This window comes from Bifidobacterium asteroides (assembly GCF_030758775.1).
GTDB classification, from domain to species: Bacteria; Actinomycetota; Actinomycetes; order Actinomycetales; family Bifidobacteriaceae; genus Bombiscardovia; species Bombiscardovia kimbladii.
The window spans coordinates 995,149-1,020,335 of record NZ_CP132384.1; the positions used below are offsets into that span (position 1 = coordinate 995,149).

Annotated in this window: 23 protein-coding genes and 4 tRNA genes; 7 read left to right on the forward strand and 20 right to left on the reverse strand. The window is 63.5% G+C overall.

Features of this window, described 5'->3' with window-relative positions:
• The first annotated feature begins 230 nt into the window (after positions 1-230).
• Both RAM15_RS03805 and RAM15_RS03810 read left to right on the forward strand, forming a co-directional pair.
• Positions 231-569, forward strand: a complete 339-nt coding sequence (locus tag RAM15_RS03805; protein WP_306222165.1) for a metalloregulator ArsR/SmtB family transcription factor — start codon at positions 231-233, stop codon at positions 567-569.
• 10 nt (positions 570-579) lie between these two features.
• Positions 580-1,308 carry an SdpI family protein gene (locus RAM15_RS03810; protein WP_306222166.1) on the forward strand — a complete coding sequence of 243 codons (729 nt, stop codon included), beginning with the start codon at positions 580-582 and terminating at the stop codon, positions 1,306-1,308.
• 217 nt (positions 1,309-1,525) lie between these two features.
• On the opposite strand, the gene der is transcribed toward RAM15_RS03810, so the two are convergent.
• Positions 1,526-3,634 (reverse strand): bifunctional cytidylate kinase/GTPase Der, encoded by a 2,109-nt coding sequence (gene der, locus RAM15_RS03815; RefSeq protein ID WP_306222167.1) that lies wholly within the window; start codon positions 3,632-3,634, stop codon positions 1,526-1,528.
• Positions 3,631-4,404 (reverse strand): pseudouridine synthase, encoded by a 774-nt coding sequence (locus RAM15_RS03820; RefSeq protein ID WP_045924410.1) that lies wholly within the window; start codon positions 4,402-4,404, stop codon positions 3,631-3,633. The genes der and RAM15_RS03820 overlap by 4 nt, the downstream gene beginning before the upstream one ends.
• Before the next feature lie 170 nt (positions 4,405-4,574).
• On the opposite strand from RAM15_RS03820, the gene RAM15_RS03825 reads away from it, so the two are divergent.
• Positions 4,575-5,795, forward strand: a complete 1,221-nt coding sequence (locus tag RAM15_RS03825) for an MIP/aquaporin family protein (RefSeq protein ID WP_306222169.1) — start codon at positions 4,575-4,577, stop codon at positions 5,793-5,795.
• Positions 5,796-5,801: 6 nt separating this feature from the next.
• Here RAM15_RS03825 and RAM15_RS03830 read toward each other — a convergent pair whose 3' ends face one another.
• From RAM15_RS03830 to RAM15_RS03910, 17 genes are all read right to left on the reverse strand, one after another.
• Positions 5,802-6,149: a DUF3017 domain-containing protein gene (locus tag RAM15_RS03830; protein ID WP_306222170.1), complete on the reverse strand. Its 348-nt coding sequence runs from the start codon at positions 6,147-6,149 to the stop codon at positions 5,802-5,804.
• A gap of 133 nt (positions 6,150-6,282) precedes the next feature.
• On the reverse strand, positions 6,283-7,656 hold the full coding sequence (locus RAM15_RS03835) for an NAD-dependent succinate-semialdehyde dehydrogenase (protein WP_306222172.1): 1,374 nt from the start codon (positions 7,654-7,656) through the stop codon (positions 6,283-6,285).
• A gap of 131 nt (positions 7,657-7,787) precedes the next feature.
• Positions 7,788-9,389 (reverse strand): bifunctional phosphoribosylaminoimidazolecarboxamide formyltransferase/IMP cyclohydrolase, encoded by a 1,602-nt coding sequence (purH, locus tag RAM15_RS03840; RefSeq protein ID WP_306222173.1) that lies wholly within the window; start codon positions 9,387-9,389, stop codon positions 7,788-7,790.
• 52 nt (positions 9,390-9,441) lie between these two features.
• Positions 9,442-10,818, reverse strand: a complete 1,377-nt coding sequence (locus tag RAM15_RS03845; protein WP_306222174.1) for a cell division protein PerM — start codon at positions 10,816-10,818, stop codon at positions 9,442-9,444.
• Positions 10,815-11,738, reverse strand: a complete 924-nt coding sequence (gene sucD, locus RAM15_RS03850) for a succinate--CoA ligase subunit alpha (protein WP_306222176.1) — start codon at positions 11,736-11,738, stop codon at positions 10,815-10,817. The genes RAM15_RS03845 and sucD overlap by 4 nt, the downstream gene beginning before the upstream one ends.
• Positions 11,735-12,949, reverse strand: coding sequence for an ADP-forming succinate--CoA ligase subunit beta (sucC, locus tag RAM15_RS03855; RefSeq protein WP_306222177.1), 1,215 nt, complete (start codon positions 12,947-12,949; stop codon positions 11,735-11,737). Before sucC ends, sucD begins: the two co-directional genes overlap by 4 nt.
• Positions 12,950-12,971: 22 nt before the next feature.
• On the reverse strand, positions 12,972-13,556 hold the full coding sequence (locus RAM15_RS03860; protein WP_110412910.1) for an adenine phosphoribosyltransferase: 585 nt from the start codon (positions 13,554-13,556) through the stop codon (positions 12,972-12,974).
• A 107-nt stretch (positions 13,557-13,663) separates the two neighbouring features.
• On the reverse strand, positions 13,664-14,251 hold the full coding sequence (locus RAM15_RS03865; RefSeq protein ID WP_306222178.1) for a preprotein translocase subunit YajC: 588 nt from the start codon (positions 14,249-14,251) through the stop codon (positions 13,664-13,666).
• Between the two features lie 66 nt (positions 14,252-14,317).
• Complete coding sequence (gene ruvB / locus RAM15_RS03870; protein ID WP_257468485.1) at positions 14,318-15,394, reverse strand: Holliday junction branch migration DNA helicase RuvB; 1,077 nt, start codon at positions 15,392-15,394, stop codon at positions 14,318-14,320.
• Between the two features lie 3 nt (positions 15,395-15,397).
• The gene (gene ruvA / locus RAM15_RS03875; protein ID WP_306222179.1) at positions 15,398-16,009 is read right to left on the reverse strand and encodes a Holliday junction branch migration protein RuvA; all 612 of its coding nucleotides are present in this window, start codon (positions 16,007-16,009) and stop codon (positions 15,398-15,400) included.
• Positions 16,010-16,051: 42 nt separating this feature from the next.
• Positions 16,052-16,633 carry a crossover junction endodeoxyribonuclease RuvC gene (gene ruvC, locus RAM15_RS03880; RefSeq protein ID WP_045924420.1) on the reverse strand — a complete coding sequence of 194 codons (582 nt, stop codon included), beginning with the start codon at positions 16,631-16,633 and terminating at the stop codon, positions 16,052-16,054.
• Positions 16,634-16,637: 4 nt separating this feature from the next.
• A complete protein-coding gene (locus RAM15_RS03885) occupies positions 16,638-17,393 on the reverse strand; it encodes a YebC/PmpR family DNA-binding transcriptional regulator (protein WP_024627747.1) in 756 nt (251 codons plus the stop codon).
• Positions 17,394-17,454: 61 nt separating this feature from the next.
• Positions 17,455-18,741, reverse strand: a complete 1,287-nt coding sequence (locus RAM15_RS03890; protein WP_306222180.1) for a glycosyltransferase family 4 protein — start codon at positions 18,739-18,741, stop codon at positions 17,455-17,457.
• Entirely contained in the window at positions 18,716-19,726 is a 1,011-nt protein-coding gene (locus RAM15_RS03895; RefSeq protein WP_306222181.1) for a phosphatidylinositol mannoside acyltransferase, read from the reverse strand. Before RAM15_RS03895 ends, RAM15_RS03890 begins: the two co-directional genes overlap by 26 nt.
• Before the next feature lie 4 nt (positions 19,727-19,730).
• Positions 19,731-20,405, reverse strand: a complete 675-nt coding sequence (gene pgsA, locus RAM15_RS03900) for a phosphatidylinositol phosphate synthase (RefSeq protein WP_306222183.1) — start codon at positions 20,403-20,405, stop codon at positions 19,731-19,733.
• Between the two features lie 3 nt (positions 20,406-20,408).
• Positions 20,409-22,454, reverse strand: a complete 2,046-nt coding sequence (thrS, locus tag RAM15_RS03905; RefSeq protein ID WP_306222185.1) for a threonine--tRNA ligase — start codon at positions 22,452-22,454, stop codon at positions 20,409-20,411.
• A 76-nt stretch (positions 22,455-22,530) separates the two neighbouring features.
• Complete coding sequence (locus RAM15_RS03910) at positions 22,531-23,361, reverse strand: PAC2 family protein (protein ID WP_306222186.1); 831 nt, start codon at positions 23,359-23,361, stop codon at positions 22,531-22,533.
• A 162-nt stretch (positions 23,362-23,523) separates the two neighbouring features.
• Between RAM15_RS03910 and RAM15_RS03915 the strand changes: the two genes are divergently transcribed.
• The 4 genes from RAM15_RS03915 (at position 23,524) to RAM15_RS03930 (ending at position 23,894) form a co-directional block, all read left to right on the forward strand.
• Positions 23,524-23,596, forward strand: a tRNA-Gly gene (locus RAM15_RS03915).
• Between the two features lie 28 nt (positions 23,597-23,624).
• Positions 23,625-23,695 (forward strand) — tRNA-Cys (locus RAM15_RS03920).
• 23 nt (positions 23,696-23,718) lie between these two features.
• Positions 23,719-23,790 (forward strand) — tRNA-Val (locus tag RAM15_RS03925).
• 31 nt (positions 23,791-23,821) lie between these two features.
• Positions 23,822-23,894, forward strand: a tRNA-Val gene (locus tag RAM15_RS03930).
• Positions 23,895-24,494: 600 nt separating this feature from the next.
• Here the strand turns inward: RAM15_RS03930 and RAM15_RS03935 are convergent.
• The gene (locus RAM15_RS03935) at positions 24,495-25,148 is read right to left on the reverse strand and encodes a helix-turn-helix transcriptional regulator (RefSeq protein ID WP_306222187.1); all 654 of its coding nucleotides are present in this window, start codon (positions 25,146-25,148) and stop codon (positions 24,495-24,497) included.
• Positions 25,149-25,187 lie beyond the last annotated feature (39 nt).

The window sequence follows — 25,187 nt, forward strand, 5'->3', positions numbered from 1 at the left end:
TGACCTGCCCAGCGGCTTAGAGCCAAGGCCCTCCCCAATAAGCCTTGGCTGTAGAAAAGTAGGTAAGTTCAACAGTTTAATGTTGCTACACAAGCCATTAATCCGAGTGATTGTCAATTATTTTGCGCTCAGCGAGCTAAAAGCACATAAAAGTTGAAGAGTATATACAATATTGGTTGAAACAATGTTAGCATGCAAATACTAGAGAAAATCATCGAAAAAGGAGACCTATGGCTATTCAAGAAACAACAGCGGCTCTGGCTGATCCCCTGCGTCGTCGTGTGCTGGATCTTTTGGAGCAGGGCGGCATGGAGGCGGGACGCCTGGCCGAAAAACTGGGAATGACGCCATCCAAGCTGTCCTATCATCTGCGGAAGTTGAAAGAAGCAGACCTGATTGTCGGCCACAAGCAGGGCACCAGGGTCATCTACGAACTCAATCTGAGTGTGCTGGACAGCACTATTCAGTGGCTCTACCGCCTGCGGACCAGCGCCAGCGACAAGAGAAGTCTGCCCGAGCCGCGGATTGTGAGCAAGGAAACTGGTTCGACAGCAGTTTCCGAGTCCTAAGGAGACTCTCATGGCTGATGGCGGCAAAGCGGGTCGGTTCGTCCCGACCCTGGTCGTGGCTCAGTGGTTGCCGGGGATAATCATGCTGGGCGTAAGCTGCTTAGTGGTCAATCGTCTGCCGAATGAAAACGTCCCGCTTCATTGGAATGCACAGAACCAGGTGGATCGCTGGGGCTCTCCCCAGGAGCTGGTTTGGATGCCCTGCTTCTGTCTGGTCATTGCGCTGATTTGGACCATCCTCATGTTCGTCCTGCGTGCATATTTGATTAAACGTGGTGATGAAGCGGGGCATACCTTGACCGTTTTTCTGCTTGGTGGTCTATGCATGCAGATTATTGTCGCGGTTTTAGATCTGTTCGAATTAGCTGTTGCTGATTCTCATTGGGGCTGGTGGCCGACGGATTTCGGCATCGATAAGGTCGCCATGCTATTGACCGGTCTGACTCTCATAGTCATCGGCAATCTTGCTCCTAAAACCAGACCCAACGGCATCAGCGGTTTTCGAGTGCCAGGTGCCTACGCCAGCCGCGAGGCTTGGCGCCGTTGTCAGCAGTTTGGCGGGGTGCTATTCATGATTCTGGGCGTGGTCATGATCCTGGCTGCCCTGGCTTATAGCGGAGTCAGGCTCTACTGGATCTGTGGAACCGCTCTGGCAATCGTCCTTGTACTCATATTTGCCTATGGTTCATACGCTGGCAGAAAGTATGCCGGGCAGGGCGGACCCGTGTACCACCGTTAGAGCTTATATGCAATGAGTGGTTTGAAGGAGACTGCAAATAACAGATCTGCATATACGCAATGGGGACTATCCGAATCCTTTGGAAGGATTCGGAGGTTCCCTAAATACAACAAATGTCCAGAAACACAGTTCTTTCTACAAGGATTTGCAGACAAGGCCGTCTAGTCGAGAAGGCAAGGTCCCTGGGCCGACTAAAGAACCGGCCCAGGGACCTTCTTTATTTGCGCTTCTTCTTTTCGCGGATATGCACGGAGATCTGGATGGGAGTGCCCTCGAAGCCGAACTCTTCGCGCAGACAGCGTTCCAGATAGCGGCGGTAGCCATGCTCCAGGAAGCCGGTAGCGAAGATCACGAAACGCGGCGGCCTGGTGGAGGCTTGGGTGGCGAAGAGAATCCTCGGTTGCTTGCCGCCCCGCAGTGGATGCGGGTGTGCAGCCTGAACCTTGCCCAGGAAGGAGTTGAGCTTGCCGGTCGGTATGCGCTTGTCCCATGATTCCAGAGCAGTGCGCATGGCCTTGGCCAGCCGGTTGGTGTGCCAGCCGGTCTTGGCAGACAGGTTGACCCGCTCGGCCCAGGTGACCCGGTCGAATTCGGTCTGCCAGAGCCGCTCAAGACGCTGACGGCCGAAGTCGTCCAGCAGATCCCACTTGTTGAAGACCAGAACGATGGCCCGACCAGCATCCACGGCCTGGCTCATGACCTTCAAGTCCTGATCGGCGATGGGCTGGGAGGCATCGAAGAGAATCAGCGCCAGTTCCGAGCGTTCGATGGCCGCCTGGGTGCGCAGGCTGGAGTAGTATTCGGCACCCGAGATCTTGTGCAGGCGGCGCTTGATGCCGGCGGTGTCGATGAAGAGCCAGTCCTCGCCGTCCACCTGTACCACCTCGTCGACCGGGTCACGGGTGGTGCCCGCTACATCGTGAACCACGGCCCGCTCCTCGTGGGCCAGCTGGTTGAGCAGGGAGGACTTGCCCACGTTGGGCCGGCCGACCAGGGCCACCCGGCGCAGGCCGTCCGGGGTGAGGAATCCCGAAGTCTTGTCGGCTTTGCCGAGCTGTTCCAGCGCGGCGTCCAGCAGGTCGCCTATCCCTCGGCCGTGCATGGCGGAGATGGCATAGGGTTCGCCCAGGCCCAGCTTCCAGAATTCGGAGGCGGTGTAGTCGGCCATCCGGTCATCCAGCTTGTTGACGGCCAGGACGACCGGCTTGCCGGCGGCCCGCAGCATGGTGACGATCCGCTCGTCGCTGGCGGTCAGTCCCACCTGGCCATCCACGACCAGAATGACGGCATCCGCCAGCGATACGGCGACCTGTGCCTGGGAGGCGATGGCGGATTCGATGCCCTCCACATCGCTCTCCCAGCCCCCGGTGTCTACCAGCTTGAATTGGGTGCCGGCCCACTCGGCCTCGTAGCTGACACGATCCCGGGTCACGCCAGGGGTGTCTTCGACTACGGCAGCACGGCGGCCGAGAATCCTGTTGACCAGGGTGGACTTGCCCACGTTGGGCCTTCCCACCACGGCCAGCACGCCCACGGCCTTGGGGCCATGGTCCTGGTCATCCTGGTCCTGGGAGCCGCCCTCCAGCAGAGCACGGTCCTCCTCGTCCAGCTCATAGTCGTCCAGGTTCCGGGCGTACTCGTCGTAGGAGTCCTCCTCCATGGCCGAGGAGACCAGATCGATCAGGGCCTTCAGGGTCTGCTCGAAGGTCAGATCGGAGTTGTCCACGGTGGTCACCCCGTCGGCGGCGCTCATGAAGGAGGTGACCTTGGAATCCCGGGCATCCCGGGCAGCCAGATCCTCGGCGCCTGCTGATCCAGCCTGGGCCTGGCCGCTGCGACGGGCCTGGCGGACCTCTTCGCGGGCTGTCAGCAGCACACGGATCTGGGCATCCGGGGCCACCACGGTGGTGATGTCCCGTCCTTCGGCCACCACACCGCGCTCCTGGTCAGCCATGATGGCCCGCTGGGCGGCGATGAGGACATGGCGCACAGCCGGAATCGAAGAGACTACGGAGACGTGTTCGGAGACCCTGGTGGAGCGTATCGCTTCATCCACGTCACGACCGTCCAGGCTGACAGTGGGATGTTCGGGGTCCAGTCCCATGACCAGGTGGCCACCGGTGATGGAATCGGCCACGGCCTCAGTGATCGCCTCCTGGTCGGGCTGGTCCGTATCCAGGTCCAGCCCGCGGTCCATGCACCAGAGGGTGGCCGCCCGGTACATGGCGCCCGTATCCAGGTAAGCCAGGCCGAAATGCTTGGCCAGGGCCCGCGAGGTGGAGGACTTGCCCACTCCCGCAGGGCCATCGATGGCGACAGTGATCACAGTCCGACCTCCTTATCCAGGGCCTTGATCTCAGCTGCAGAGAGCACCCGGTAGGAGCCAGGACGGATCTCGCCCAGCCGGATGGGGCCGATCTGGGTGCGCACCAGCCGGGTCACCGGGTAGCCGATGGCGCCGAAGATGCGCCGGACTATCCGGTTCTTGCCCGAATGCAGGACCACCTTGACGATGGTGTGCTCGCGGTTGTGGTCGATGATGGCGCAATGGTCCAGCCGGATCAGGCCGTCGTCCAGCTCCACCCCCTGGGTGACCAGCCGTCGGCAGACGTTGCCGCCGATGTGGCCGCTGAGCGTGGCAATATAGGTCTTTTCCACCTCGTAGCGCGGGTGCATGACGTGCTGGGCCAGCTCCCCATCGTCGGTCATGAGGATCAGGCCCTCTGAGTCATAGTCCAGCCTGCCCATGTGGAAGACGCGCTCGTAACGGTCCCCGATGATGTCGCGCAGGGTGAACCGGCCCTTGGGGTCGTCCATGGTCGAGAGGACCTTGCGCGGCTTGTTCAGGGCAAGGGTGACATGCTTGTCGTTCAGATGGATGCGGGATCCATCCACGCGGATCTGCTGATGGGAGGGGTCCACCCGGCTGCCCAGCGTGGTGACCAGCTTGCCGTCGACCTCGACCCTGCCCTGGGTGATGATCTGCTCGCATTTGCGACGAGAGCCGAAGCCGGCCTGGGCCAGCACCTTCTGGAGGCGGATGCCCTCCTCCCCCTGTTCGCGCGCTCTGATCGCCTGTGTGTATGGATGTGGCATCGTTCTCCCAACGTGGCCTGATAGATATGTAACGGATGACGTTCTGGACGACCGCAGCCGCCGAAAGGTCATATCATACTATATCGGAGCCTAGGGAAGTGTTGTTGGCTTGCCCTAAGCTGGAAGCTGTTGTTGTTCATTGTCGTCGAAGGGATTGCAAGGTGGGGAACATGACTATGGAAGCAAGTGCTGAGCCGGTTCTCGAACAGGCCGACGGGCAGGTTGCCGCAAAGCCCGTCCGCAGGCGGATCAGGCCCCGTGATGTTCGTTGGATTCGTGCGGCCGCAGAGCTGGTGGGCACCTTCCTGATCTGCGCGGTCATCTACCTGTCCTACAGCTTCGGCCAGCTGGTCATGGGCCAGCCCAGCGTGGTGCTGCCGGTCCTGGGAACCGCCCTGACCTACCTGGTCGTTACGGCCATGCTGGGCGGCGTCTCCGGCGGCCACTTCAACCCCGCCGTGACCGTTGCCGCCATGTTCACCTCGCAGATCAGCATGGTGGACGGGCTGATCTACATCGTCGCCCAGGTGATCGGCGCTATTGGCGCCGGTGCGCTCGCCGTTGCCCTTGTGCCAGTCAGCAAGTCCGTGCCGGACAGGACCTGGCTCATGTTCTCGGTCAACGGTTTTTCAGGCGGCTCGCCCGCTGCAGCCACCCTGGGCCAGCAGCACATCGCCTTCGGGGCGCCCATGGCCATCGTGGTTGAGCTGATCGGCTGCATGATCGTGGTGGCTGCGGCCATCACCACCCTGCGCTCCGACGGCCGCGCCCGTCGCAACCATGCTCTCTATACCGGGCTGGCCTACGGCGTCGGCGTGCTGGTCACCTACCCCATCACCTGCTCGGGACTGAACCCGGCTCGTTCCACCGGTATCGCCATCTTCGCCCAGTCCAAGCACATGGCCGTCAGCCCGATCTCCCAGCTCTGGCTCTTCTGGATCTGCCCCCTGCTGGCTGCCTCTCTGGTGGCCCTGGTCATCATCATGACCAGCATCATCACCGACAACATGGCCATGCGCGCCATGGGTGCCGCCACTGATGCGCAGCTAGTTGTACAGGTGGATGCAGATGCTCAGGCACAAGCACAAGCTGATGCTTTTGCCCCCGGTGCCCAGGCTCAGGATCAATCGGCCCAGGCATCTCCTGCTCCGGTTCAAACCCCTGGTGCTGATACAACTGACACGGCCGCCCCTGCAGACACCACTGCTCAGACCGTCGATGTATCTTCTCTATCCGATTCCGATGCAGAGCAGGAGGCTGATGCTGGAAAGGATGCTGTTGCCCCAGCTAATGCAGGAACCATTCCCGATCTGCAGGTCGAGCCCCTTCATAGTGCTTCGGAAACAGAAGACAGTGATGATCAATCCGAAGACAAGCCTACTGAAGGCTGAGAGGGGTCACAGCATCAGCTGAATGCTGGTGTAGGTGACCAGCAGGCCGATGCCCAGGGCGATGCTGATGAAGGCATCGAAGGGCACCGACCGGACCTTCCAGGGGCTGCGTTCCTTGAGGATCAGGCGCAGGGCGCCGCAAACCAGGGCCGCGACGGACACCAGTCCAGTCGCGGCCCATGTGTATCCGCAGAAGGCCACGAGCGCGGCGACAAGCACCACGAGAAAGATGATGGCCTCGCAGATAGGGCGACCCTCCTGAGCCTCCGAGACGAAGGGGTGGCCTCGACCAGAAGTCTTGGGCGGTTGCGGGGGCTTGGGGTTCGGGTTTTCGGTCTTAGCCGCGTCTGCCATGTTCTCCTGCCTTCTGCACATGCTCTGTCGGTTCGAGCCTACCAGTGCTGTTGACGCAAAGCGACCGTGCCGCCATCGCCCTTGGACGATGATGGCACGGTCGCTCTTTCAACAAGGAGCCGGAGCAGTCCGATCAGTTCTTGTGCTGGAAGATCAGGTGCTCGTTGGCGAAGGTGTCGAAGCCCAGGCTGTAGAGCTCACGGCCATAGCCGGAGTTCTTGATGCCTCCGAAGGGCAGCTCGGGCATGGTCACCCATCCGCCGTTGATGAAGGTCATGCCGGTCTCGATGCGACGGGCCAGGGCATCCGCATGGTCGGTATCCGAGGAGAAGACCACACCGCCCAGGCCGTAGCTGGAGTCGTTGGCCAGCTCGATGGCCTCATCCTCGTTGGCCACCTTGTAAATGGATGCCACAGGGCCGAACATCTCCTGGTTGTAGACAGGGTTGTTACGGTCGATGTCCGTCAGAACCGTCGGGGTGAAGAAGGCCCCCGGCGAATCGTAGGGCTTGTTACCGTAGACGACCTTGGCTCCACCGGCCACTGCCGTTTCGACCTGCTTGGCCAGGTTGTCGCGGGCGGAGACCATGCACATGGGGGCCAGCGTGGTTTCGGGGTTGCTGGGATCGCCCAGAACCGCGTGCGAGAAGGCGTCGACGATGAGCGAGACGAAGTCGTCGTAGCGGTTCTCCGTGACGATGAAGCGCTTGGAGGAGGTGCAGACCTGGCCGGCGTTCGTCAGCCTGGCGCCTGGGGCCACCTTCTTGAGCAGATCCCAGTCAGCGTCATCCAGGACGATGAAGACGTCGTTGCCGCCCAGCTCCATGGAGGACTTCTTCAGGTTGGCTCCAGCCGACTTGGCCACCGAGGCGCCGCCGCGCTCCGATCCGGTCAGGGCCACGCCAGAGACACGAGGATCGGCGATGGCACGGTCCACCTGATCATAATTGACGAAGAGATTGGTCAGGCTGCCCTCGGGGGCTCCTGCTTCTCTTACGGTCTGTTCGAAGGCTACAGCCGAGCCGGGCACGTTGGAGGCGTGCTTGAGGATCATGGGGTTGCCCAGAATGAAGTTGGGGGCGAACACGCGCATGATCTGGTAGTAGGGGAAGTTCCAAGGCTCAACCATGAACACGATGCCGGTGGCCTGCTTGACGTAGTAGGCCTTGCCGGCGGGGTTGTCCAGGGGGACGGGAGCCAGCAGCTCCTCGGCGTGATCGGCGAAGTAGTCGGCGATGTCGGCGCACAGCTCCACCTCGGCACGGGCCTCGCCCACCAGCTTGCCCATATCCAGGGTCAGGTTGGCTGCCAGGGCATCCTCGTTCTGGCGGAAGAGCTTGGCGACCTGGTGCAGTTGTGCGGGACGGTCTCCCGGGCCCTCCTGCTTGCGCCAGGTCTTGTAAAGGTCATGGCCACGGGCCAGGGCGTTCTCCAGGTCTTCATCGGTGGCATCTGGATACGTCTTGATCAGTTGGTTGTTAAAAGGATTGACTGTCTGATAGGTCACAATATCTCCTTCGAATTATGGGTACCTAGTCAGCATCATCGCTGGTCAGTTCTTTCAGCATATCACCGCATTGGACCCCACGGTCAAGGAATTTGTCGCAGGGCGACATTCGGCCGCAGGGTCCGGTTTCATCAGTGGAAGAAGTGGCGTGTCCCGGTCAGATACATGGTCAGATCGGCGTCCTGGGCGGCCTTGATCACCTCGGGATCACGGATGGATCCTCCCGGCTGCACCACGGCCCTGATGCCGGCCTGGATCAGATATTCCAGACCGTCGGCGAAGGGGAAGAAGGCATCGGATGCGGCCACCGAGCCCTTGGCCCGGTTGCGGCCCTCATCCAGCGTGTTGGCCCGCTCCACGGCCAAATGGCTGGAGTCAACCCTGTTGACCTGGCCCATGCCGATGCCCACGGTGGCTCCCTGGTTGGCCAGGAGCACGGCGTTGGACTTGACCGAGCGGATGGCCCGCCAGGCGAAGGTCAGATCATCCATGGTCGCCTGGTCGGCGGGATTGCCGGAGACCAGACGCCAGGTGGAGGGATTGTCTCCCGGGGCGTCGATCAGGTCGGGTGTCTGCACCAGGGCTCCCCCGTCGATTTGACGGATGATCGGGCGCTGACGCGGGCGGCGTTGCACAGACAGGATGCGCAGGTTCTTCTTGGTCCGCAGCAGGTCCAGGGCCTCGGGCTCATAGCCTGGTGCCACAATCACCTCGGTGAAGACCGGCTTGATCTGCTGGGCCATGGTCAGGGTGACCGTGCGGTTGGCGGCGATGACCCCGCCATAGGCGCTCATGGGGTCGCAGGCGTGGGCGCGGCGGTGGGCCTGGGCGATGTCCTCCCCCACGGCCAGACCGCAGGGGTTGGAGTGCTTGACCACGGCCACTGCGGGCAGGTCGGGGAAGTCCCAGACCGAGCGCCATGCGGAGTCAGCGTCCACATAGTTGTTGTAGCTCATTTCCTTGGCCCCGCCCAGGTGCTCTGCCGCAGCGAAGCCGTCCCGGTCCAGCGGGTCCAGGTAGAGGGCGGCCTTCTGGTGGGGGTTCTCCCCGTAGCGCAGTTGGTTGGCCAGACGCCAGGTGCGGGTCATCGCCTGTGCTGGTTTCTGATCCTCTGCCTTGTCCTGCTTGTCGTCAACCCATGTGCGTGCTGTCCACTCGGCGATGGCCGCATCATAGGAGGCTGTCAGAGCGAAGGCTTTGGCAGCCAGACGTCCGCGCTCAGCCAGGCTGAAACCGGTGCCGGAGGCGATGCGATCGGCGGCCAGGGCATAGTCGTCCGGGTCGGTGATCACAGCCACGCTGGCATGGTTCTTGGCGGCGGCCCGGATCATGGCAGGGCCGCCGATGTCGATGCGCTCCAGGCACTGGTCCGCGTCGGCGCCCTCGAGGACGGTCTGTTCGAAGGGGTAGAGGTTGACCACCACCAGGTCGAAGGGGGCTATGCCCAGGTCTTTGAGTTGCCGGACATGGTCGGGGTTGGTCATGTCGGCCAGCAGCCCGGCATGGATGTGCGGATCCAGGGTTTTGACCCGGCCGTCAAGGCTCTCAGGGAAACCGGTGACCTTTTCCACCGGGGTGACCTGGACGCCCAGATCCTGCAGCTTCTTTGCGGTGCTGCCGGTGGATACGACCTCGGTGCCTGCCTGGCGGAAGGCCGATGCCAGGGCCTCAAGGCCCTGCTTGTGGTAGACCGAGACCAGCGCTCGGTTGATGGTTCGATTCGTGGTGACCATGGAAACTCCTACTCCTATGCTTGAATGCCGAGGCGCCCCGCCACCTTCGGACCTACTTGCCTGGTCTGCGGGTGGACGAGACCTGTCGTGGTGTGTCTGCTCGGTCGGTTGCCTTGGACTCCTTTCTCCCCTGACCGCGTGATTGGTTGTGTTTTTCCTTGTTTTCCGCCTGGGCGGAAGTCTTTTTGGTGTCTGCCTGACGCAGATAGTCAATCAGGACGTCCTTGATGATGATCAGGGCGGCGATGACGAGTGCCAGCAGCCATATTCCCAGCAGGCCGACCCCCAGGGAGGTCCCGATCATGCGCAGGGAGGAGGCTATGGGCACGCCCACTCCGGACAGTCGCTGGCGGCCCAGGGCCCCGTTGGAGAGCTGGAAAAGCAGGGCAAGACCGAGCAGGGCGACCATCCAGGCCAGGACCATGGCCAGGGTTGCCATCAGGAAGCAGACTGCGGTGTCTCGGGACTTCAGCCCTGCTTGGCGCACAGCAGCATGAATTCTGACTCCCCATGGCCCGGTCAGCAGCAGAATGCCCGCAACCACTCCGGCCAGCAGGGGCAGGTTGAGCAGGAGCAGACGAACCTCCTGCCGGGAGACCGGCTCCGGGAACAGCCCGAAGAGGGGCAGCGAGGGCAGGCTTGAGGCGTGTCCGGACCAGAGGGTGAAGGCGGCCAGCTGGCCTATCTTGAAACCGTCACCGAAAAGCCAGGAGGCAGCCCAGATGATCAGATTGGGCAGCCAGGCCAGGGAGGCCAGACTGGTCGTTACAGCCGAGGCGGTGCCCATACGTGTCAGTTCGAACAGGCGGCCCACGTCTCCGTGATAGAGAACAATCCATACAATCAGGGCGATCAGGCCGGCGGCCAGCATGGCGGCCAAGAGGATCAAGCCGGCCGTGAGCCCGAGCCGGATGGTCCTGCGGACCTGAACGGGCACGGCCTCTTTGATTCGTTTGGTGAAAGCCTGGCGGAATGGTTCAGAGCGGACCCAGGCCCAGCCGTAACCCAATAGGAAGACCAGGCCGGTCCGCAAAAGAATGACCGGGGTGGTGTCCACCTGGATGGTCTGGCTGCCCTGCATGAGGATGAGGCTGCAGAGCACCCAGACGACCAGGCCGGCAATGCAGCCGCCGACGGACATGCCCAGCCGGCTGACCAGGGAGCGGATCATCCAGATCAGCAGGCCGGTCAGCAGCAAAGGAATGATGGTCAAGGTCAGGGCCCCTGCCGTGAACCCACAGCCCTGGGTGAGCAGGGTGATGGTTTCCGTCAGGGCCACGGTGGCCATGGACAGGGAAGGCCCGCCCTCCTCGATGGAGATGATGAGCAGGAGCAGGGCCATGCAGGCCCCGAGGGCGACAGTGTAGATAAGTATGGCTAGGTAGGCCTCGAGGGCCCCCCGGAGCCACACTTTCACCCTGTCGGTCATATGATGGCATGCTCCCGTAGCAGGTCGAGTGTCAGCCGGGCGGTCTCGCCGGGTGTAGTGCCCACCTGGATGCCGACGGACTCAAGCACTTCCTTCTTGTCTGCAGCTGTGCCCTTGCCGCCCGAGATGATGGCTCCGGCGTGGCCCATCTGCTTGCCCTCTGGGGCGGTGAAGCCGGCGATATAGGCCACGATGGGCTTGGTCATGTGGGTGGAGGCCCAGCGGGCGGCCTCCTGTTCAGCCGAACCGCCGATTTCGCCGATCATGACGCAGGCCTTGGTCTCGGGATCGCGGTTGAAGGCCTGCAGGGCCTCCAGCATGGTGGTGCCCACAATGGGGTCGCCGCCGATGCCCAGGCAGGCGGTGAAGCCGATGGAGGACAGCTCCCCCATGAGCTGGTAGGTCAGGGTGCCGGACTTGGAGACCAGCCCCAGCGGGCCGCGACCGGCGATGCCCTGCGGGATGATGCCCAGGTCTGCGCCGACGCCGTTGGGCCGGTCGGACATGGTCATCAGTCCTGGGCAGTTGGGGCCGACGATGCGGCAGCCACGTTCCCTGGCCAGGGCCACGCAGTAAGCGGTGTCGGCCACGGGAATGCCCTCGGTGATGACCACGATCAGGGTGATGCCGGCCTCGATGGCCTCGACCATGGCGTCCTTGGCGAATTTGGGCGGGACGAAGACCACGGAGGTACGAGCCCCGGTCGCCTGCCGCGCTGCTGCGCAATCGGCGTAGACGGGCACTTGACGAGCCTGGCCGTCAGGGCCGTCAAAGTCGACTGTGATTCCGGCCTTGCGGGCGTTGACCCCAGCCTGGATGTTGGTGCCTGCCACCATCATGCGGGCCGTGTGGACCATGCCCTGGCGACCGGTCATGCCCTGAACCATGACGGGGGCGCCGTCTTCAACGAAGAGGGTCATCGTCCCGTCTCCTTTCCTGCCTGGGCGGCCAGGGCCACGGCCTGGTCCGCCGCCTCCTCCATGGTGCGGGCCACCTTGAGCCGAGGCTCTTGGGCCTTGGCCAGCAGGTCCAGTCCCTCGGCAGCCTCATTGCCGTCGAAGCGGACCACGATGGGCCGGTCGTCGTTCTGATCTTGCTCGCCCGCAGCGTTCACGGCTGCCAGGATGCCCTGGGCCACCTGCTGGCAGGAGGTGATGCCTCCATAGACATTGACCATGACCGAACGGACCTTGGGGTCGGAGAGGACCACGTCCAGGCTGGTGCGCATGACTTCAGGAGAGGCTCCGCCGCCGATGTCGAGGAAGTTCGCGGGTCCGATAGGAAGGCCCTGACGCTGTCCTGACCCGGCAACCGCGTCCAAGGAACTCATGACCAGTCCTGCGCCGTTGCCGATGACGCCCACCTGGCCGTCCAGATGGACGTAGTGCAGGCCAGCGGCCTTGGCCTTGGCTTCCAGAGGGTCGACTTGCGCCGGGTCCGTGAACCGTTTCCAGCCGTCGTGCCGGAAGGCCGCATTCCCGTCCAGGGAGATCTTGGCATCGAGGGCGTCCAGGTGCTTGGTGGCCTCGTCGTCCGGGTCGCCCACCTTGGCCAGGGGGTTGATCTCGACCAGGGTCGCGTCGCTGTCCTGGAAGGTGTGCCACATGCCCAGAAGTATCTGCGCGGCCTGCTCCAGATCGGCATGGTAGAAGCCGATGCGCTCGGCCATGGTGCGGGCGGCCTGCCTCTCGAAATCCTCCAGGGGGCCGATGTGCAGGCGCCGGACCGATCCGGGATGCTCGCGGGCGATGGTCTCCACCTCGGTGCCGCCGCTGGCCGTGGCCAGGACATCGTAGTCCCGGGAGGTGCGGTCCACCGAGATGGACAGGTAGTACTCGTGCAGGATGTTGCGTGCCTCGGTGACCAGGATCCCGCTGACCGGATGGCCATCGATGTTCATGGGCAGGATGGCCTCGGCCAAGGCTACGGCCTGATCGTGATTCTCGGCTCTCTTGACGGCTCCGGCCTGTCCCCTATGGCCAATGGTGGCCTGGCCCTTGATCATGCAGGGGTAGCCGATGACGTCGGCTGCCTGGCCGGCCTCTTCTGCGGTTGAGGCATAGACGGCCCTGGGTTGGGAGATGCCATGTTCAGCGAGCAGCTGCCTGGCCTGGTATTCGTACAAATCCATGGTGAAGGTCCCCCAATCGTGCTCAGGCAGGCATGTTCATCAGGCAGGTGACCGGGTAGGCACCCAGGGCCTTGCGACCGTCCAGACCGTTGAGCTCCATGACGAAGCTGAAACCAGCCACCTGGCCCCCGGCCTGCTCCACCAGACGCGCTGCTGCCTGGGCGGAACCGCCGGTGGCGATCAGGTCGTCGACAATCAGGACCCGCTGGCCAGGGCGCAGGGAGCCCTGCTCGATTTCGATGCGGGCGTTGCCGTATTCGAGGGCATACTCCTGGCTGTAGGTGGGCTCGGGAAGCTTGCCGGCCTTGCGCATGGGCAGGAAGCCCTTGCCCAGATCGGTGGCCAGCTGGGGGCCGATCAGAAAGCCGCGTGCCTCAAGCCCGGCCACCAGGTCGAAGTCCTCCGGCTTGACGGGCAGGGTGCGCTTCATGGCGTCGAGGATGATGGCCAACCCTCTGGGATCCGACATGGCGGGGATGAAGTCCCTGAAAAGGATCCCCTTCTTGGGAAAGTCCGGAATGGTACGGATCAATGAGATCAGATAAGCGGCGTCATCATCGCCCACCTGCTTAAGTTCTCCAACCTTGATATCGTCCGATTGAGCCATGATCTTCTTTCTGTTTTGCTCCTTGGAAGTGGTTGCGGGGCCATCATACGCGCGCCGCGTTTCCGTTCGGAGTCAGACTGACGGGAGGTGTGGCGCGCGTATGAGGTTCAGGACTTGGCGGAAGTCGAATCCGAAGTCTTGGAAGCCTTGGACGTATCCGATTCGTCAGTGTCGTCGGACTTCTCCGCAGTCTCTTCCTTGTCCGATTCGTCTTCAGGATCCGGCTGGGTATCCGACTTAGCCTCGGCATCATCCTTGCCTTCTGAGGCGGCAGAGTTTTGGGCGGCAGCATCATCGGCGGCGGTTTCCTCACCGTCGGCATTGCCGCTGGCGTTGTCGTCTTCTTCAGCGGCGGTGACCTCGGCGGGCGCATCTGCATTCTCGGGCAGGGGGTTGCCGTTTTCGTCAACCTCGTCATCGTGGATGTAGGCCGGGACGATGGGCGGCTTGGTGATGGCCTGGATGCGCCAGCGGGACTGCGAACCCTCGGAGTCGATGACCACCTGTTCCTTCTCCAGATCCACAGAGACGACCTTGCCCAGAAAGCCTGTGGTGGTGGCTACCTCGTCACCGGGCTGCAGGGACTGGCGGAAGTCCTGGACCGCGGCCTGCTGCTGCTTGCTCTTGCGGGAGCTTCCCCACATCATGGCGATCATCAGGGCGATGATGACGATCATGAAAATCATGGATCCCATGGCTGTTTCCACTCCTTGTTTCGGCGGGTATCAAACGGCGATATGCATTGCTGCGAAGACCCCAGTCTAGAACAGCTTCATGACATCCTCGGGCGGTTTGCGGCCCAGGTGCTCCCAGGCCTTGGTGGTGGCCACACGCCCCTTCGGGGTGCGTACCAGGAAGCCCTCGCGCACCAGGTAGGGCTCACAGACCGTCTCGACCGTCTCCGCCTCCTCGCCCACCATGGCGGCCAGGTTGTTCAGGCCCACGGGTCCGCCGTCGAAACTGTTGACGATGGCCTTGAGGACGGCCAGATCCAGACGGTCCAGCCCCTCGGAGTCGATCTGGTAGAGGGACAGGGCCTGCTTGACATCGTCAGGGCCGACCTGGTCAAGATCGTGGACTATGGCCCAATCGCGCACCCGGCGCAGGAGGCGGTTGGCGATCCTGGGCGTGCCGCGGGAGCGCAGGGCCAGCTGATGGGCGGCGTCATCCTGCAGGACGATGCCCAGGACCTTGGCCGACCGTTCGACCAGCTTCTCCAGCTCCTCCTCCGGGTAGAAGTCCAGGTGGGCGGTGAAGCCGAACCGGGCCCGCAGGGGCGAGGGCAGCATGCCTTCGCGGGTGGTGGCGCCTATGACCGTGAACCTGGGCAGGGTCAGCGGAATGGAGGAGGCTCCGGGGCCCTTGCCCACCATGACATCCACCCGGAAGTCCTCCATGGCGATGTAGAGCAGCTCCTCGGCGGCCCTGGGCAGGCGGTGGATCTCGTCGATGAAGAGCACCTCGCCGGCTTCCAGGGAGCTCAGGATGGAGGCCAGGTCGCCGGCATGCTGGACGGCCGGCCCCGAGGTGACGCGGATGGGCACCTCCAGCTCGTGGGCGACGATCATGGCCAGGGTGGTCTTGCCCAGGCCTGGAGGGCCCGCCAGAAGGATGTGATCGGGGGCCACGTCCCGCTTTTTGGCGGCCTTCAGGAAGAGGCCCAGCTGGGCCTTGAGCCGGGGCTGTCCGATGAATCCGTCCAGGGTTTCCGGACGCAGCTCCTCGTCGCTGACCGGCTCGCCTTCGATGGGCCGGGCCGAGACCATCCGCAGGGATTCCTCCTGGGCGTCGCCGTTCTGGGAATCGATGTACCCGGTAGACATCTGCTTGTCAGCCATGGGTCAGCGCCCCCTGTCCAGCCGGGTCAGGGCTTGCTTGAGCACCTTGGGAATGTCGGCCGGCTGCAGGGGCAGGGTGTAGCCGCCCTCGCTGCAGGTCTGCTCCACGGCCTGCTCGGCATCACGCTGCAGCCAGCCCAGGGAGATCAGTCCTTCAACCACCTGGTGGGCGCCGTCGTCGGTCTGGGCGGGTCCCTGCTTGCCTGTGCCGGCATCCAGATCCAGCTTGCCGGAGAGCTCGAGGATGATCTTCTGAGCGCCCTTCTTGCCCAGGCCGGGCGCCCGGGACAGGGCCGCAGCGTCGCCGTCGGCCACGGCCTGGGCCAGCTGGTCCGAGTTCAGGGTGGCGAGGATGGACAGGGCCACGCGCGGTCCGATGCCGCTGACCTTCTGCAGCTGGGCGAAGAGGGATTTCGACGTGCGGCTGAGGAATCCGTAGAGGGTCAGTGCATCCTGGGTCAGGGAGAGGGCCGTGTAAACAGTGACCGTGGATTCGGCCCGCATGGAGGCCAGGTCCGACTGGGGCATGCGCACCTCGAACCCCACCCCCGAAACATCGATGACGGCAGAGCCTGTTTCGATGGCGGCCACCCGCCCGGTCAGCATTGCCAGCACTTGATCACCCCTCGATGGAATCGAACGTCTGTTCGAATCAGCTTACATGTCTCGCTGGACTCCCCGATGCTTGCCGTACTTGGCGGAGGCCTGTGCCCACTGCCGTTGGGCCTGGGTCAGATGCTCCTCGCGCTCCCCGCCCTGGATGGCGCCGGCGGGCCTTAGGGCGTGGCAGATGGCCTGGGCCAGAGCGTCGGCAGCGTCGGCGGGCTTGGGCAGCTGGTTGAGCCCCAAGATGCGGGCCACCATCCGCTGCACTTGGATCTTGTCAGCCTGGCCATTGCCGGTCACCGCCATCTTGGCCTCGGTAGGGGTGTGCAGGGCTACGGGGATTCCCCGCTGCGCAGCCCCCAGCATGGCCAGCCCTGCCGCCTGGGCGGTGCCTAGCACGGTGTTGTGGTTGGACTGGGCAAAGACCCGCTCGATGGACACCACGTCAGGGCTGAAACGGTCCAGGGCGGCCGTCAGCCCCTGGTAGATGGCCAGCAGCCGCAGGTCCTGGCTCTGTTCGGGGTCTGAGCGCACGACGTCCACATGAACAAAGGAAAGCCGGCGCGATGCACCGGCTTCAATGACGCCAACGCCGCATCGGGTGAGCCCCGGGTCGACGCCGAGAACGATCATAGGGTCACTCGTCGTCCAACTGGGCCATGACCTCGTCGGGGGCGGTCCAGTTGCTGTAGATCTCCTGCACGTCGTCCAGGTCGTCCAGGTTGTCGATCAGCTTGGAGACCTTGCGGGCGGAGTCCAGGTCCAGGGTGACCTCGCTCTTGGGGTTGAGGACCAGGTCGGCGGAGTCGTAGTCCATGCCCGCGTCCTGCAGGGCCTTGCGGACGTTGACCATGTCGCCGGGGGCAGTCAGCACGGTGTAGCTCTCGCCGTTGTCCTGCACGTCCTCAGCACCGGCCTCGGCGGCCTTCTCGAAGACCGTGTCGTAGTCCAGGCCCTCCGAGGGGACGATGATCTGGCCCTTGCGCTCGAAGTTGAAGCTGACCGACCCGTTCTGGGCCAGGGAGCCGCCGCCCTTGGTCAGGGTGGAACGGACCTCGGCGGCCGCGCGGTTGCGGTTGTCGGTCAGGCATTCGATGATGATGCCCACGCCTGCGGGAGCGTAGCCCTCGTAGACGATGGTCTCGTAGTTGGCTGCTCCGGCCTCCTCGCCCGAGCCGCGCTTGACGGCCCTGGTGATGTTGTCTGCGGGCACGGAGGACTTCTTGGCCTTGACGATGGCGTCGTAGAGGGTGGGGTTGCCGTCGGGGTCACCGCCGCCGGTGCGGGCGGCGATCTCGATGTTCTTGATCAGCTTGGCGAAGAGCTTGCCACGCTTGGCGTCGATGGCTGCTTTCTTGTGCTTGGTGGTCGCCCACTTCGAATGCCCTGACATATGTCTCCTGACGGTACGAATGCGTAAACGAATGGAATTCTAGTTCCGCTCTTCGACAATTTTACGGGTTTTCAGGCCCTTTCGTGGGGGCTTCATCGCAAGGAGAACCAGCCTTCCGGCCCACCAGCCTGCCCAGCAGGCCACGGCGATGATCGGGCCTGGCCGCCAGGGCCCGGGCGTAGACATCCAGAACCTGGTCGGTGACCCGCTCCCAGTCGTAGTCGCTGGCCCGACGCATTCCGCACGAGGCCAGGTCCAGGCGGGCAGGTCGGTCGCTCAGCAGTTCAAGAACCGCCCTGGCGCAGTCCTGGGGGTTTCCGGTGGCGAACAGACGTGCACCGCGGCCGTTCTGGGAGACGTCCTCGAAGGCGGGCAGGTCCGAGGCCACCACCGGGCAGCCTGCCGCCATGGCCTCAACCAGCACGATGCCAAAGCTCTCTCCCCCGGTCTGCGGTGCCACATACAGGCCCAGGCTGTGGTAGAAGGAGGCCTTGTCCTCGTCGCTGATCCGGCCCAGGAAGGTGAAGTGCCGGGCCAGTCCGGGATCGACGTCCTCAAGTATTTTCCGGGCCTCCGCCTGGCCGTCGCCTGCACACAGGAAGCGGGCTCCGGGCACCCGCTGCAGAATGGCAGGTGCGGCCTGGGCCAGAATCCTGAACCCCTTGCGCTCCTCCTTCATCCGTCCCAGGAATCCGATGGTGGGCTCCCGCTCGCTCCCCTGCCATTCCGGGCGCGGCCGGGCATTGCGCAGGGCTCTGGTTTCGATGCCGTTGGGGATGATCTGGCTGGGTATGCCCGGTTCCAACAGATTCTTGGCGTTCTGCATGGCCGAGGGGCTGACGAAGATGGCCTGGCTGATGTTGGCCAGGTATCGGCGCAGGTAGCGCCTGGTCAGCCTCAGGGCCAGCGGGGTCGTATCGAAGGCCGCATGGAAAGTGGCCACATAGGGGCAGGGAATGAATCCGGGCCTCAGGGGCTTGTGGCTCAGGGAGGGCACCTCGGGCTCGTGCAGGTGCAGAATGTCGAAGTGGCCCTGCCTGACCCATTGCCGGGTCTTGTGGCCGGCCACACCGAAGTAGCTCAGGTTGGCCACGGATCCGTTGTAGGGAATGGAGAAGGAGGAGCCGGTGGTCTGCACCCAGAGGGGCATGTCCTGGGTGCGTCGGCCCGGGGCCAGAACCTGCACCTGGTGGCCGCGGTCCATAAGATGCCTGGCGAAGTCGCGGATGTGCAGTTGGACGCCGCCCGGGGTTTCGAAGGAGTAGGGCGAGATGATCCCCACCCGCAGGGGCGCCTTGATGGCGGTGCGCTCTGATTCCTGCTCAGGCCTTTGCTCGGGTGCTTTCATGCCCGTCACCTCCCTTGTTCTTGGATGCCTGGGCCAGGATGAAGTCCGGCAGGTCGTGCATCCGGGAAAGATCCAGATCCTCAAGGAAAATCGGCTGGAGCATGTGCCAGTCCTCGGGATGCTCGCGAATGCCCTGGGCCCACTGGTCCACCCAGGCCTGGGTCAGGTCCTTGATGGCCTGCTCCCGGGGCATGTCCAGGTAGGGCTCGATGGCGATGGGCCCGTCCACCTGGCAGACATAGCCGTAGGGGGTCTTGGCCTGCCGACGGCGCTCCCCCTTCAGCTTTTCCCTGTGCATGTTCACGGTATACAGGGGCAGACGGGCGTCCAAGGCGATGACGGCAGGTCCGGCGGCCACGCGAATCCAGGAGTCGAAGGCCTTGACGAAGACGCCTCGGCGGCTCAGGTCGCGGTCGGCCAACAGGGGCACCACCTGGCAAGGCTTCCGCAGCAGGGTCGTCAGACGGCCGGTGATGTCCTGCTCGCCGGTCAGCAGGATGTTCATGCCCAGGCGGCGACGGATGTCCGCAAAGGTGTTCAGCATCCCAGGATCCCGCAGCCGCTCGGCCACCGTGGTGACCTGGCCGACCGTGGAGCAGGCCCAGAAGCCCGCGTAGTCCCAGTTGCCCTGGTGGCCCATGCCGATGGGCAGGGATCGCAGGCCGATGTCGCTCTTGGCCGGATCCGGGTAGGCGCTGCCGCCGCCGTGTATGCGTGCCAGCAGCTGCTCCTTGGTGCGGGCTCCCACGGTCAGGGCTTCGACGAAGTAGACAAAGTAGGAGCGCATGCCCTGGCGCGAGGTGCGCCGCAGGCTGCGATGGTCGGCCTCTGGCATGACATGGGCCAGGTTGCGCTCCAGCTGTCTGACGCCGCCTATCCGGAACAGCCAGCAGAGGTCGGCCGCCGCCAGGAAGAGGCCGCGCAGCAGCCCCTCGGGCACCAGACGCGCATGCTGCGCCAGAAAGATGAGCAGTCGGTCCGGCATAGGCTCACTCGTGGTTGGGGTTGGCGGGCTGCGGGTTGCGGCTCATGTCCTTGGCGACGTGGCTGATCCGCTGCCAGACGGTGACGATGCCCAGCAGGGCCAGCAGGACCAGGAAGCAGCTGAGCACGGCCAGGGGCAGCCCGGCTCCCGTCAGGGCCATGCCCACCAGGATGATGACCAGCCGGTCCGATCTGGTGGCGATGCCGTTCTTGGCCTCGAAGCCCTCGGCCTCGGCCCGGGCCCGGGCGTAGGAGGTGACGAAGGAGGTCATGATGGCGAAGAGGGCTGCGGCCATGCCCACCTGTGCCCAGATGTCGGGACCCTGGTGGCTGCCACCGGCCACCCAGTCCAGCTCGTGGCGGCGCAGGTAGATGATGACCCCGGCCAGGACGGCCCAGTCGGCTATCCGGTCAAGGGTGGAGTCCAGGAAGCCCCCGAACTGGGTGCCACCGCCGGTCAGCGCGGCCACGGAACCATCCAGGGAGTCGAAGGCCACCAGGATTGCCAGGACGATGGCCCCGGGCAGGAGCCAGCCGGTGAACCCGGTCGCGATGGCTACCAGGGTGGTGCCTACGGCTCCGCTGATGGTGACACCGTTGGCGCTCACGCCCAGACGAACCAGGCCGCGGGCGATGGGGGCGATGATGCGCTTCCAGGGGCGCCGTAGATGTTCGAACATTGGTCAGTCCTGACTGCAGGAGGTGTTCGCTCGGAAGTCGTCTGCCGAGTTGATCTGGGCGCGGACCTTGATGGCCTCGTTGATCCAGGCGCGGGCCTGCTCCACGGGCACCCCGTTGAGCTGGCTGCCGTCGCGGAAGCGGAAGGAGACCGCGTTCTTGGAGGCATCCTCCTCGCCGGCGATCAGGATGAAGGGGGCCTTGGACTTGGCTGCGTTGCGGATCTTCTTGCCGAAGCGGTCGTCGGAGCGGTCGATCTCGCAACGGACCATGTCGTCGCGCAGCTGGTCCAGCAGGTGCTCCAGGTGGGGGGCGAACTCGTCGGCCACGGGCACGGCCTGCACCTGGACGGGGGCCAGCCAGGCCGGGAAGGCGCCGGCGTAGTGCTCCAGCAGGATGGCGAAGAAGCGCTCGATGGAGCCGAAGAGGGCCCGGTGGATCATGACCGGCCGCTGGTGGGAGCCGTCGGCGGCGATGTACTCCAGCTGGAAGCGCTCGGGCAGGTTGAAGTCCAGCTGAATGGTGGAGACCTGCCAGGTGCGCCCAATGGCGTCCCGGGCCTGCACGGAGATCTTGGGCCCGTAGAAGGCGGCGCCCTCGGGGTCGTCGACCAGCTCCAGTCCGGAGTCCTTGGCCACCTCGGCCAGGGTGTTGGTGGCCTCCTCCCAGACCTCGTCGGAGCCGACGAACTTGTTGGGATCCTTGGTGGACAGCTCCAGGTAGAAGTCGTTGAGGCCGAAGTCCTTCAACACCTTGAGCACGAACTGGAGCAGGTTGGTCAGCTCCCCCTTCATCTGGTCCCTGGTGCAGTAGATGTGGGAGTCGTCCTGGGTCAGGCCGCGCACGCGGGTCAGGCCGTGGACCTCGCCGGACTTCTCGTAGCGGTAGACGGTGCCGAACTCGAACAGCCGCAGGGGCAGCTCCTTGTAGGAGCGCTGGCGGGACTTGAAGATCAGGTTGTGCATGGGGCAGTTCATGGGCTTCAGGTAGTAGTCGAAGCCCTGGCGGGTGACCTTGCCGTTGGCGTCCTTCTCCTCGTCCAGGTGCATGGGCGGGTACATGCCGTCCTTGTACCACTGCAGATGGCCCGAGATCTCGTAGAGGTGGCCCTTGGTGATGTGCGGGGTCTGCACGAAGGAGTAGCCGTTGCGCCGGTGCATTTCACGGGAGTAGTCCTCCATGGCGTTGATGACGGCCGCGCCCTTGGGGTGGAAGACGGGCAGTCCGGGCCCGATCTCGTCCGGGAAGGAGAAGAGGTCCATCTCGGCGCCGAGCTTGCGGTGGTCGCGGCGGGCGGCCTCCTCCAGACGGGCGGTGTAGGCCTTCATGTCGTCCTTGTTGGCCCAGGCGGTGCCGTAGATGCGCTGGAGCATGGGGTTCTTCTCGTCCCCGCGCCAGTAGGCGGCGGCAGTGCGCATGAGCTTGAAGCTGCGGATGTAGCGGGTGTTGGGCAGGTGGGGGCCCCGGCAGAGGTCCTTCCATACCGTGTTGCCCTCGCGGTCCAGGTTGTCATACATGGTCAGCTCGCCGCCGGTGGCCACCTCGGTGGCCTCCTCGCTGTTGATCTCGGCCTCCTTGGCTCCGATCAGCTCCAGCTTGTAGGGCTGGTCGGCCTCCTCCTTGCGGGCCTCCTCTTCGGTGACCACGCGCCGGCGGAAGCTCTGGGAGGACTTGATGATCCGCTTCATACGCTGTTCGATCTGCTTGAGGTCGTCGGGGGTGAAGGGCTTGTCCACGTCGAAGTCGTAGTAGAAGCCGTCCTTGATGACCGGGCCGATGCCCAGCTTGGCGTCGGGGCGGATCTCCTGGACGGCCTGGGCCATGACGTGGGTGGCCGAGTGCCGCATGATGGCCAGTCCCTGGTCGCTCTCCAGGGTGATGGGCTCGACCTTGTCGCCCTCGTGCAGGGGCGTGTAGAGGTCGCGTGGCTGCCCGTTGAGGTCGACGGCGATGATGTCCTTGTCGTCAGCAAAAAGCTGGACGCCAGTCTGATCCGCCGCCACCTCCTTCCGTTCGCCCTTGACGATGATGGAGATGCTCGACTGTGTCATGAATGCCGTCCTTGCTATCGGAGCCCGCGTTACAGGGTGCAGGCTGGACATGGTTATCGAGCCACAGCCTAGGTCGTCACTCAGACAAGGAGGGGCCTTTGTTGCCCATGGAGCGCAGATAATCCTCGGCTTCCCGGACCAGCTCTTCGGCGGCCGGCTCGTCCACCTGGGCCTGGTCGACGTCCATCTCCAGACGGTGGACGTAGTTGGCCAGGTCGTCGTTGCAGCGCAGCAGCATTCCGGCCTGGGCCTTCCACTCGGCGGCCTTGCGGGGCAGGTCCCCCTCGTCAAGGCGGACGCCGAGCATGGCCGAGAGCCTTTGCAGCAGCTGCAGGGTGCCCTGGGCGCACTCGTCGCTGCCCAGGTACTGGGGAACGGAGACCCAGATGGACTCGGTGCTGTAGCCGTCCTGGGTGGCCAGGGCGTCCAGGACGGTGGGGATGCCTATGGGGCCGGAATGGCCGTCGGTGTCGGTCTTGGGCTGGTCGCCGGCCAGGTCGTCGATGGGCAGGGGCCTGGTGTGGGGGCAGTCGGCGAACATGGCGCCTAGGGTGATGATGGCCTCCGCCTCGTCGTCTTCGGCCCAGTGGATGCTGCGCCGGCAGAAGTCGCTCCAGTGGTAGTTGGGCTCCGGGCCCATCTCCAGCAGAAGGGTGTGGGTATCATCAATCCGCACCCGGTAGATCTTGGCGGAGGGCCAGATGATCCGCCGCCTGCCCTGCACATGGCAGAGCATGGGCCGTGACATCTGGTAGTCGTAGAACCCGTCGCCCGGAATGCTGCCGATCTCGTGGGACTCGTAGACGTTCAACAGGTGGCGGATGACGTTGGTCGAGGCTGAGCACGCATCGTTCCAGCCATCGAAGGCGGCCACCATGGTGCAGTGCTGCCTGGCTTCTTCACTCATACCTTTCACCCTACCGGTAGGAAGCCCTGTATTTCGCGGCTTTGCCGTCAGCGGAGGGTGGCTCTATGACGCGGCGACACGCGCTTTTTGCCAAGTGCGGAGGTCTACGCTACAGTAGTGCAACGTGCTTCGGCAGTCACCACCACGGTGAAAGTTGAAAGTGCGGGCATAGCTTAGTTGGTAAAGCGCGACCTTGCCAAGGTCGAGACCGCGGGTCCGAGTCCCGTTGCCCGCTCGAGGTTTTCGAGCAGTTTAACCAATACGGTGGGTTAGCCAAGCGGTTAGGCAGCGGCCTGCAAAGCCGTATAGACGAGTTCGACTCTCGTACCCACCTCTCTCTCGAAACGAGAATGACCCGGGCGGTTGGCGCAGAGGTAGCGCACTTCCCTGACACGGAAGGGGTCACTGGTTCGAATCCAGTATCGCCCACAAGGATCACTTCGGTGGTCTTTCCCAATCCGGGCGATTGGCGCAGCGGCTAGCGCACTTCGTTCACACCGAAGGGGTCGCAGGTTCGATTCCTGCATCGCCCACCTGGATCTTCTCCTTCTCCCCTATCTTCCATCTAAAGACAGTTTTCAGTCAGTAATTGATGCCTACAAATCTTCTCAATTATCAGTGATCGTATTCCCCATGATCCCCGACTAATGATTCCTTCTGCAGAAATTTAGGTAATAAATTATTGTTACCAATACAAACGAGGTTTGCTCTTCATGCTCACTTACAGTGCTCGTATCGGCTGTATTGCGCACCAGCTGCCGCTTGCCATGCCGGTTGTCATGGCGGATAGCGAACGGAGTGTTGAGCATGTCCGGGACCTTGTGATAATTTGCTCTTAGCAACAGGTCGGGGGACCTGCCTGAAACGGGAGTACCTGTGCATCCTTGAAGAGGTGATAGCATGAAGAAAGGCCTAGGCCAATGAGGGCACGTAACTAGCCTGGCTGAATCTGCAATACGCCACAGCTTGAGGAAACTGTGGTCTCCCTGTTTTACCTATGCAATACTTGCGTGGTCTGTTTGCGTGGCCACGTTCCGGTTGTCGCCAATGGCGGCGGCCGCGCTGTAAAGCTCCTCCGGCGGCACAGAAATATACCCCCCTCTCCTGCCGCCGGAGGTCTTACTTTTCAGGCCCTATTTGAGGGCCTGCAGGTAGCGGTAGAGGGTGGGAATCGATATCTTGAGCTCGGGGGCTACGATACCTACCGCGCCCTTGATGAGGAAGATGCCCCGGTCCTTGATGTTGCGGATGATGTCCAGCCTGTCCTGCTTGGTCAGCTTGTCCATGGGGATGTTGAACTGGCGGACCTCGTCCCTGGTGATTCTGCGGATGTTCTCTGCGGGTTCCTCGCTCATGTGACTGCGTGAGGTTTCGGTTGAGATCTGCACATCGTCGGAGTCGATCGAGGACAGGGTCTGCAGCACATGCGCCGCCTGCTGCAGCTCGGTGATGTTGATGCTGATGCAGAGCAGGCCAATGACGGTCTGCTCCCGGTTGCGGATCAGGTAGGAGGAGACGCGGAACTCGTGCTTGTTCAGGCGGCGCCCACGGTAGTCGGAGACGAAGTCGGCCCCGTCCTGGTCGGCCCGTGTGGCCAGCTGAAGCGTCTGGTCCGTAACCCCGTCCCCCAGGGAGCGTCCGGAGAGCTGACCGTTGCGGATGAAGACGATGGAATTCTCCGGGCGGGTGATGTCATGCACAACAATCTCGGCCATAGGACCGAAGGAATCGGCTATGAATTCTGCCAGGGGAAATACCTGTTCAAGGTTGTCTACTGTGAAATGCATGGCTGATCCTCAACATCCTAACAGGGCGGCTTGTAGCCA

Excerpts from the sequence above, each read along its gene's own strand:
- RAM15_RS03860 (WP_110412910.1), bottom strand. The coding sequence starts at position 13,556 with ATGGCTCAATCGGACGATATCAAGGTTGGAGAACTTAAGCAGGTGGGC.
- RAM15_RS03895 (WP_306222181.1), bottom strand. The coding sequence starts at position 19,726 with ATGCCGGACCGACTGCTCATCTTTCTGGCGCAGCATGCGCGTCTGGTG.
- RAM15_RS03830 (WP_306222170.1), bottom strand. The coding sequence starts at position 6,149 with ATGGCAGACGCGGCTAAGACCGAAAACCCGAACCCCAAGCCCCCGCAA.
- thrS (WP_306222185.1), bottom strand. The coding sequence starts at position 22,454 with ATGACACAGTCGAGCATCTCCATCATCGTCAAGGGCGAACGGAAGGAG.
- RAM15_RS03865 (WP_306222178.1), bottom strand. The coding sequence starts at position 14,251 with ATGGGATCCATGATTTTCATGATCGTCATCATCGCCCTGATGATCGCC.
- RAM15_RS03910 (WP_306222186.1), bottom strand. The coding sequence starts at position 23,361 with ATGAGTGAAGAAGCCAGGCAGCACTGCACCATGGTGGCCGCCTTCGAT.
- RAM15_RS03935 (WP_306222187.1), bottom strand. The coding sequence starts at position 25,148 with ATGCATTTCACAGTAGACAACCTTGAACAGGTATTTCCCCTGGCAGAA.
- ruvB (WP_257468485.1), bottom strand. The coding sequence starts at position 15,394 with ATGGCTGACAAGCAGATGTCTACCGGGTACATCGATTCCCAGAACGGC.
- sucC (WP_306222177.1), bottom strand. The coding sequence starts at position 12,949 with ATGGATTTGTACGAATACCAGGCCAGGCAGCTGCTCGCTGAACATGGC.
- RAM15_RS03805 (WP_306222165.1), top strand. The coding sequence starts at position 231 with ATGGCTATTCAAGAAACAACAGCGGCTCTGGCTGATCCCCTGCGTCGT.
- ruvC (WP_045924420.1), bottom strand. The coding sequence starts at position 16,633 with ATGATCGTTCTCGGCGTCGACCCGGGGCTCACCCGATGCGGCGTTGGC.
- RAM15_RS03810 (WP_306222166.1), top strand. The coding sequence starts at position 580 with ATGGCTGATGGCGGCAAAGCGGGTCGGTTCGTCCCGACCCTGGTCGTG.
- purH (WP_306222173.1), bottom strand. The coding sequence starts at position 9,389 with ATGGTCACCACGAATCGAACCATCAACCGAGCGCTGGTCTCGGTCTAC.
- RAM15_RS03890 (WP_306222180.1), bottom strand. The coding sequence starts at position 18,741 with ATGAAAGCACCCGAGCAAAGGCCTGAGCAGGAATCAGAGCGCACCGCC.
- RAM15_RS03820 (WP_045924410.1), bottom strand. The coding sequence starts at position 4,404 with ATGCCACATCCATACACACAGGCGATCAGAGCGCGCGAACAGGGGGAG.
- RAM15_RS03825 (WP_306222169.1), top strand. The coding sequence starts at position 4,575 with ATGACTATGGAAGCAAGTGCTGAGCCGGTTCTCGAACAGGCCGACGGG.
- sucD (WP_306222176.1), bottom strand. The coding sequence starts at position 11,738 with ATGACCCTCTTCGTTGAAGACGGCGCCCCCGTCATGGTTCAGGGCATG.
- pgsA (WP_306222183.1), bottom strand. The coding sequence starts at position 20,405 with ATGTTCGAACATCTACGGCGCCCCTGGAAGCGCATCATCGCCCCCATC.
- RAM15_RS03885 (WP_024627747.1), bottom strand. The coding sequence starts at position 17,393 with ATGTCAGGGCATTCGAAGTGGGCGACCACCAAGCACAAGAAAGCAGCC.
- RAM15_RS03845 (WP_306222174.1), bottom strand. The coding sequence starts at position 10,818 with ATGACCGACAGGGTGAAAGTGTGGCTCCGGGGGGCCCTCGAGGCCTAC.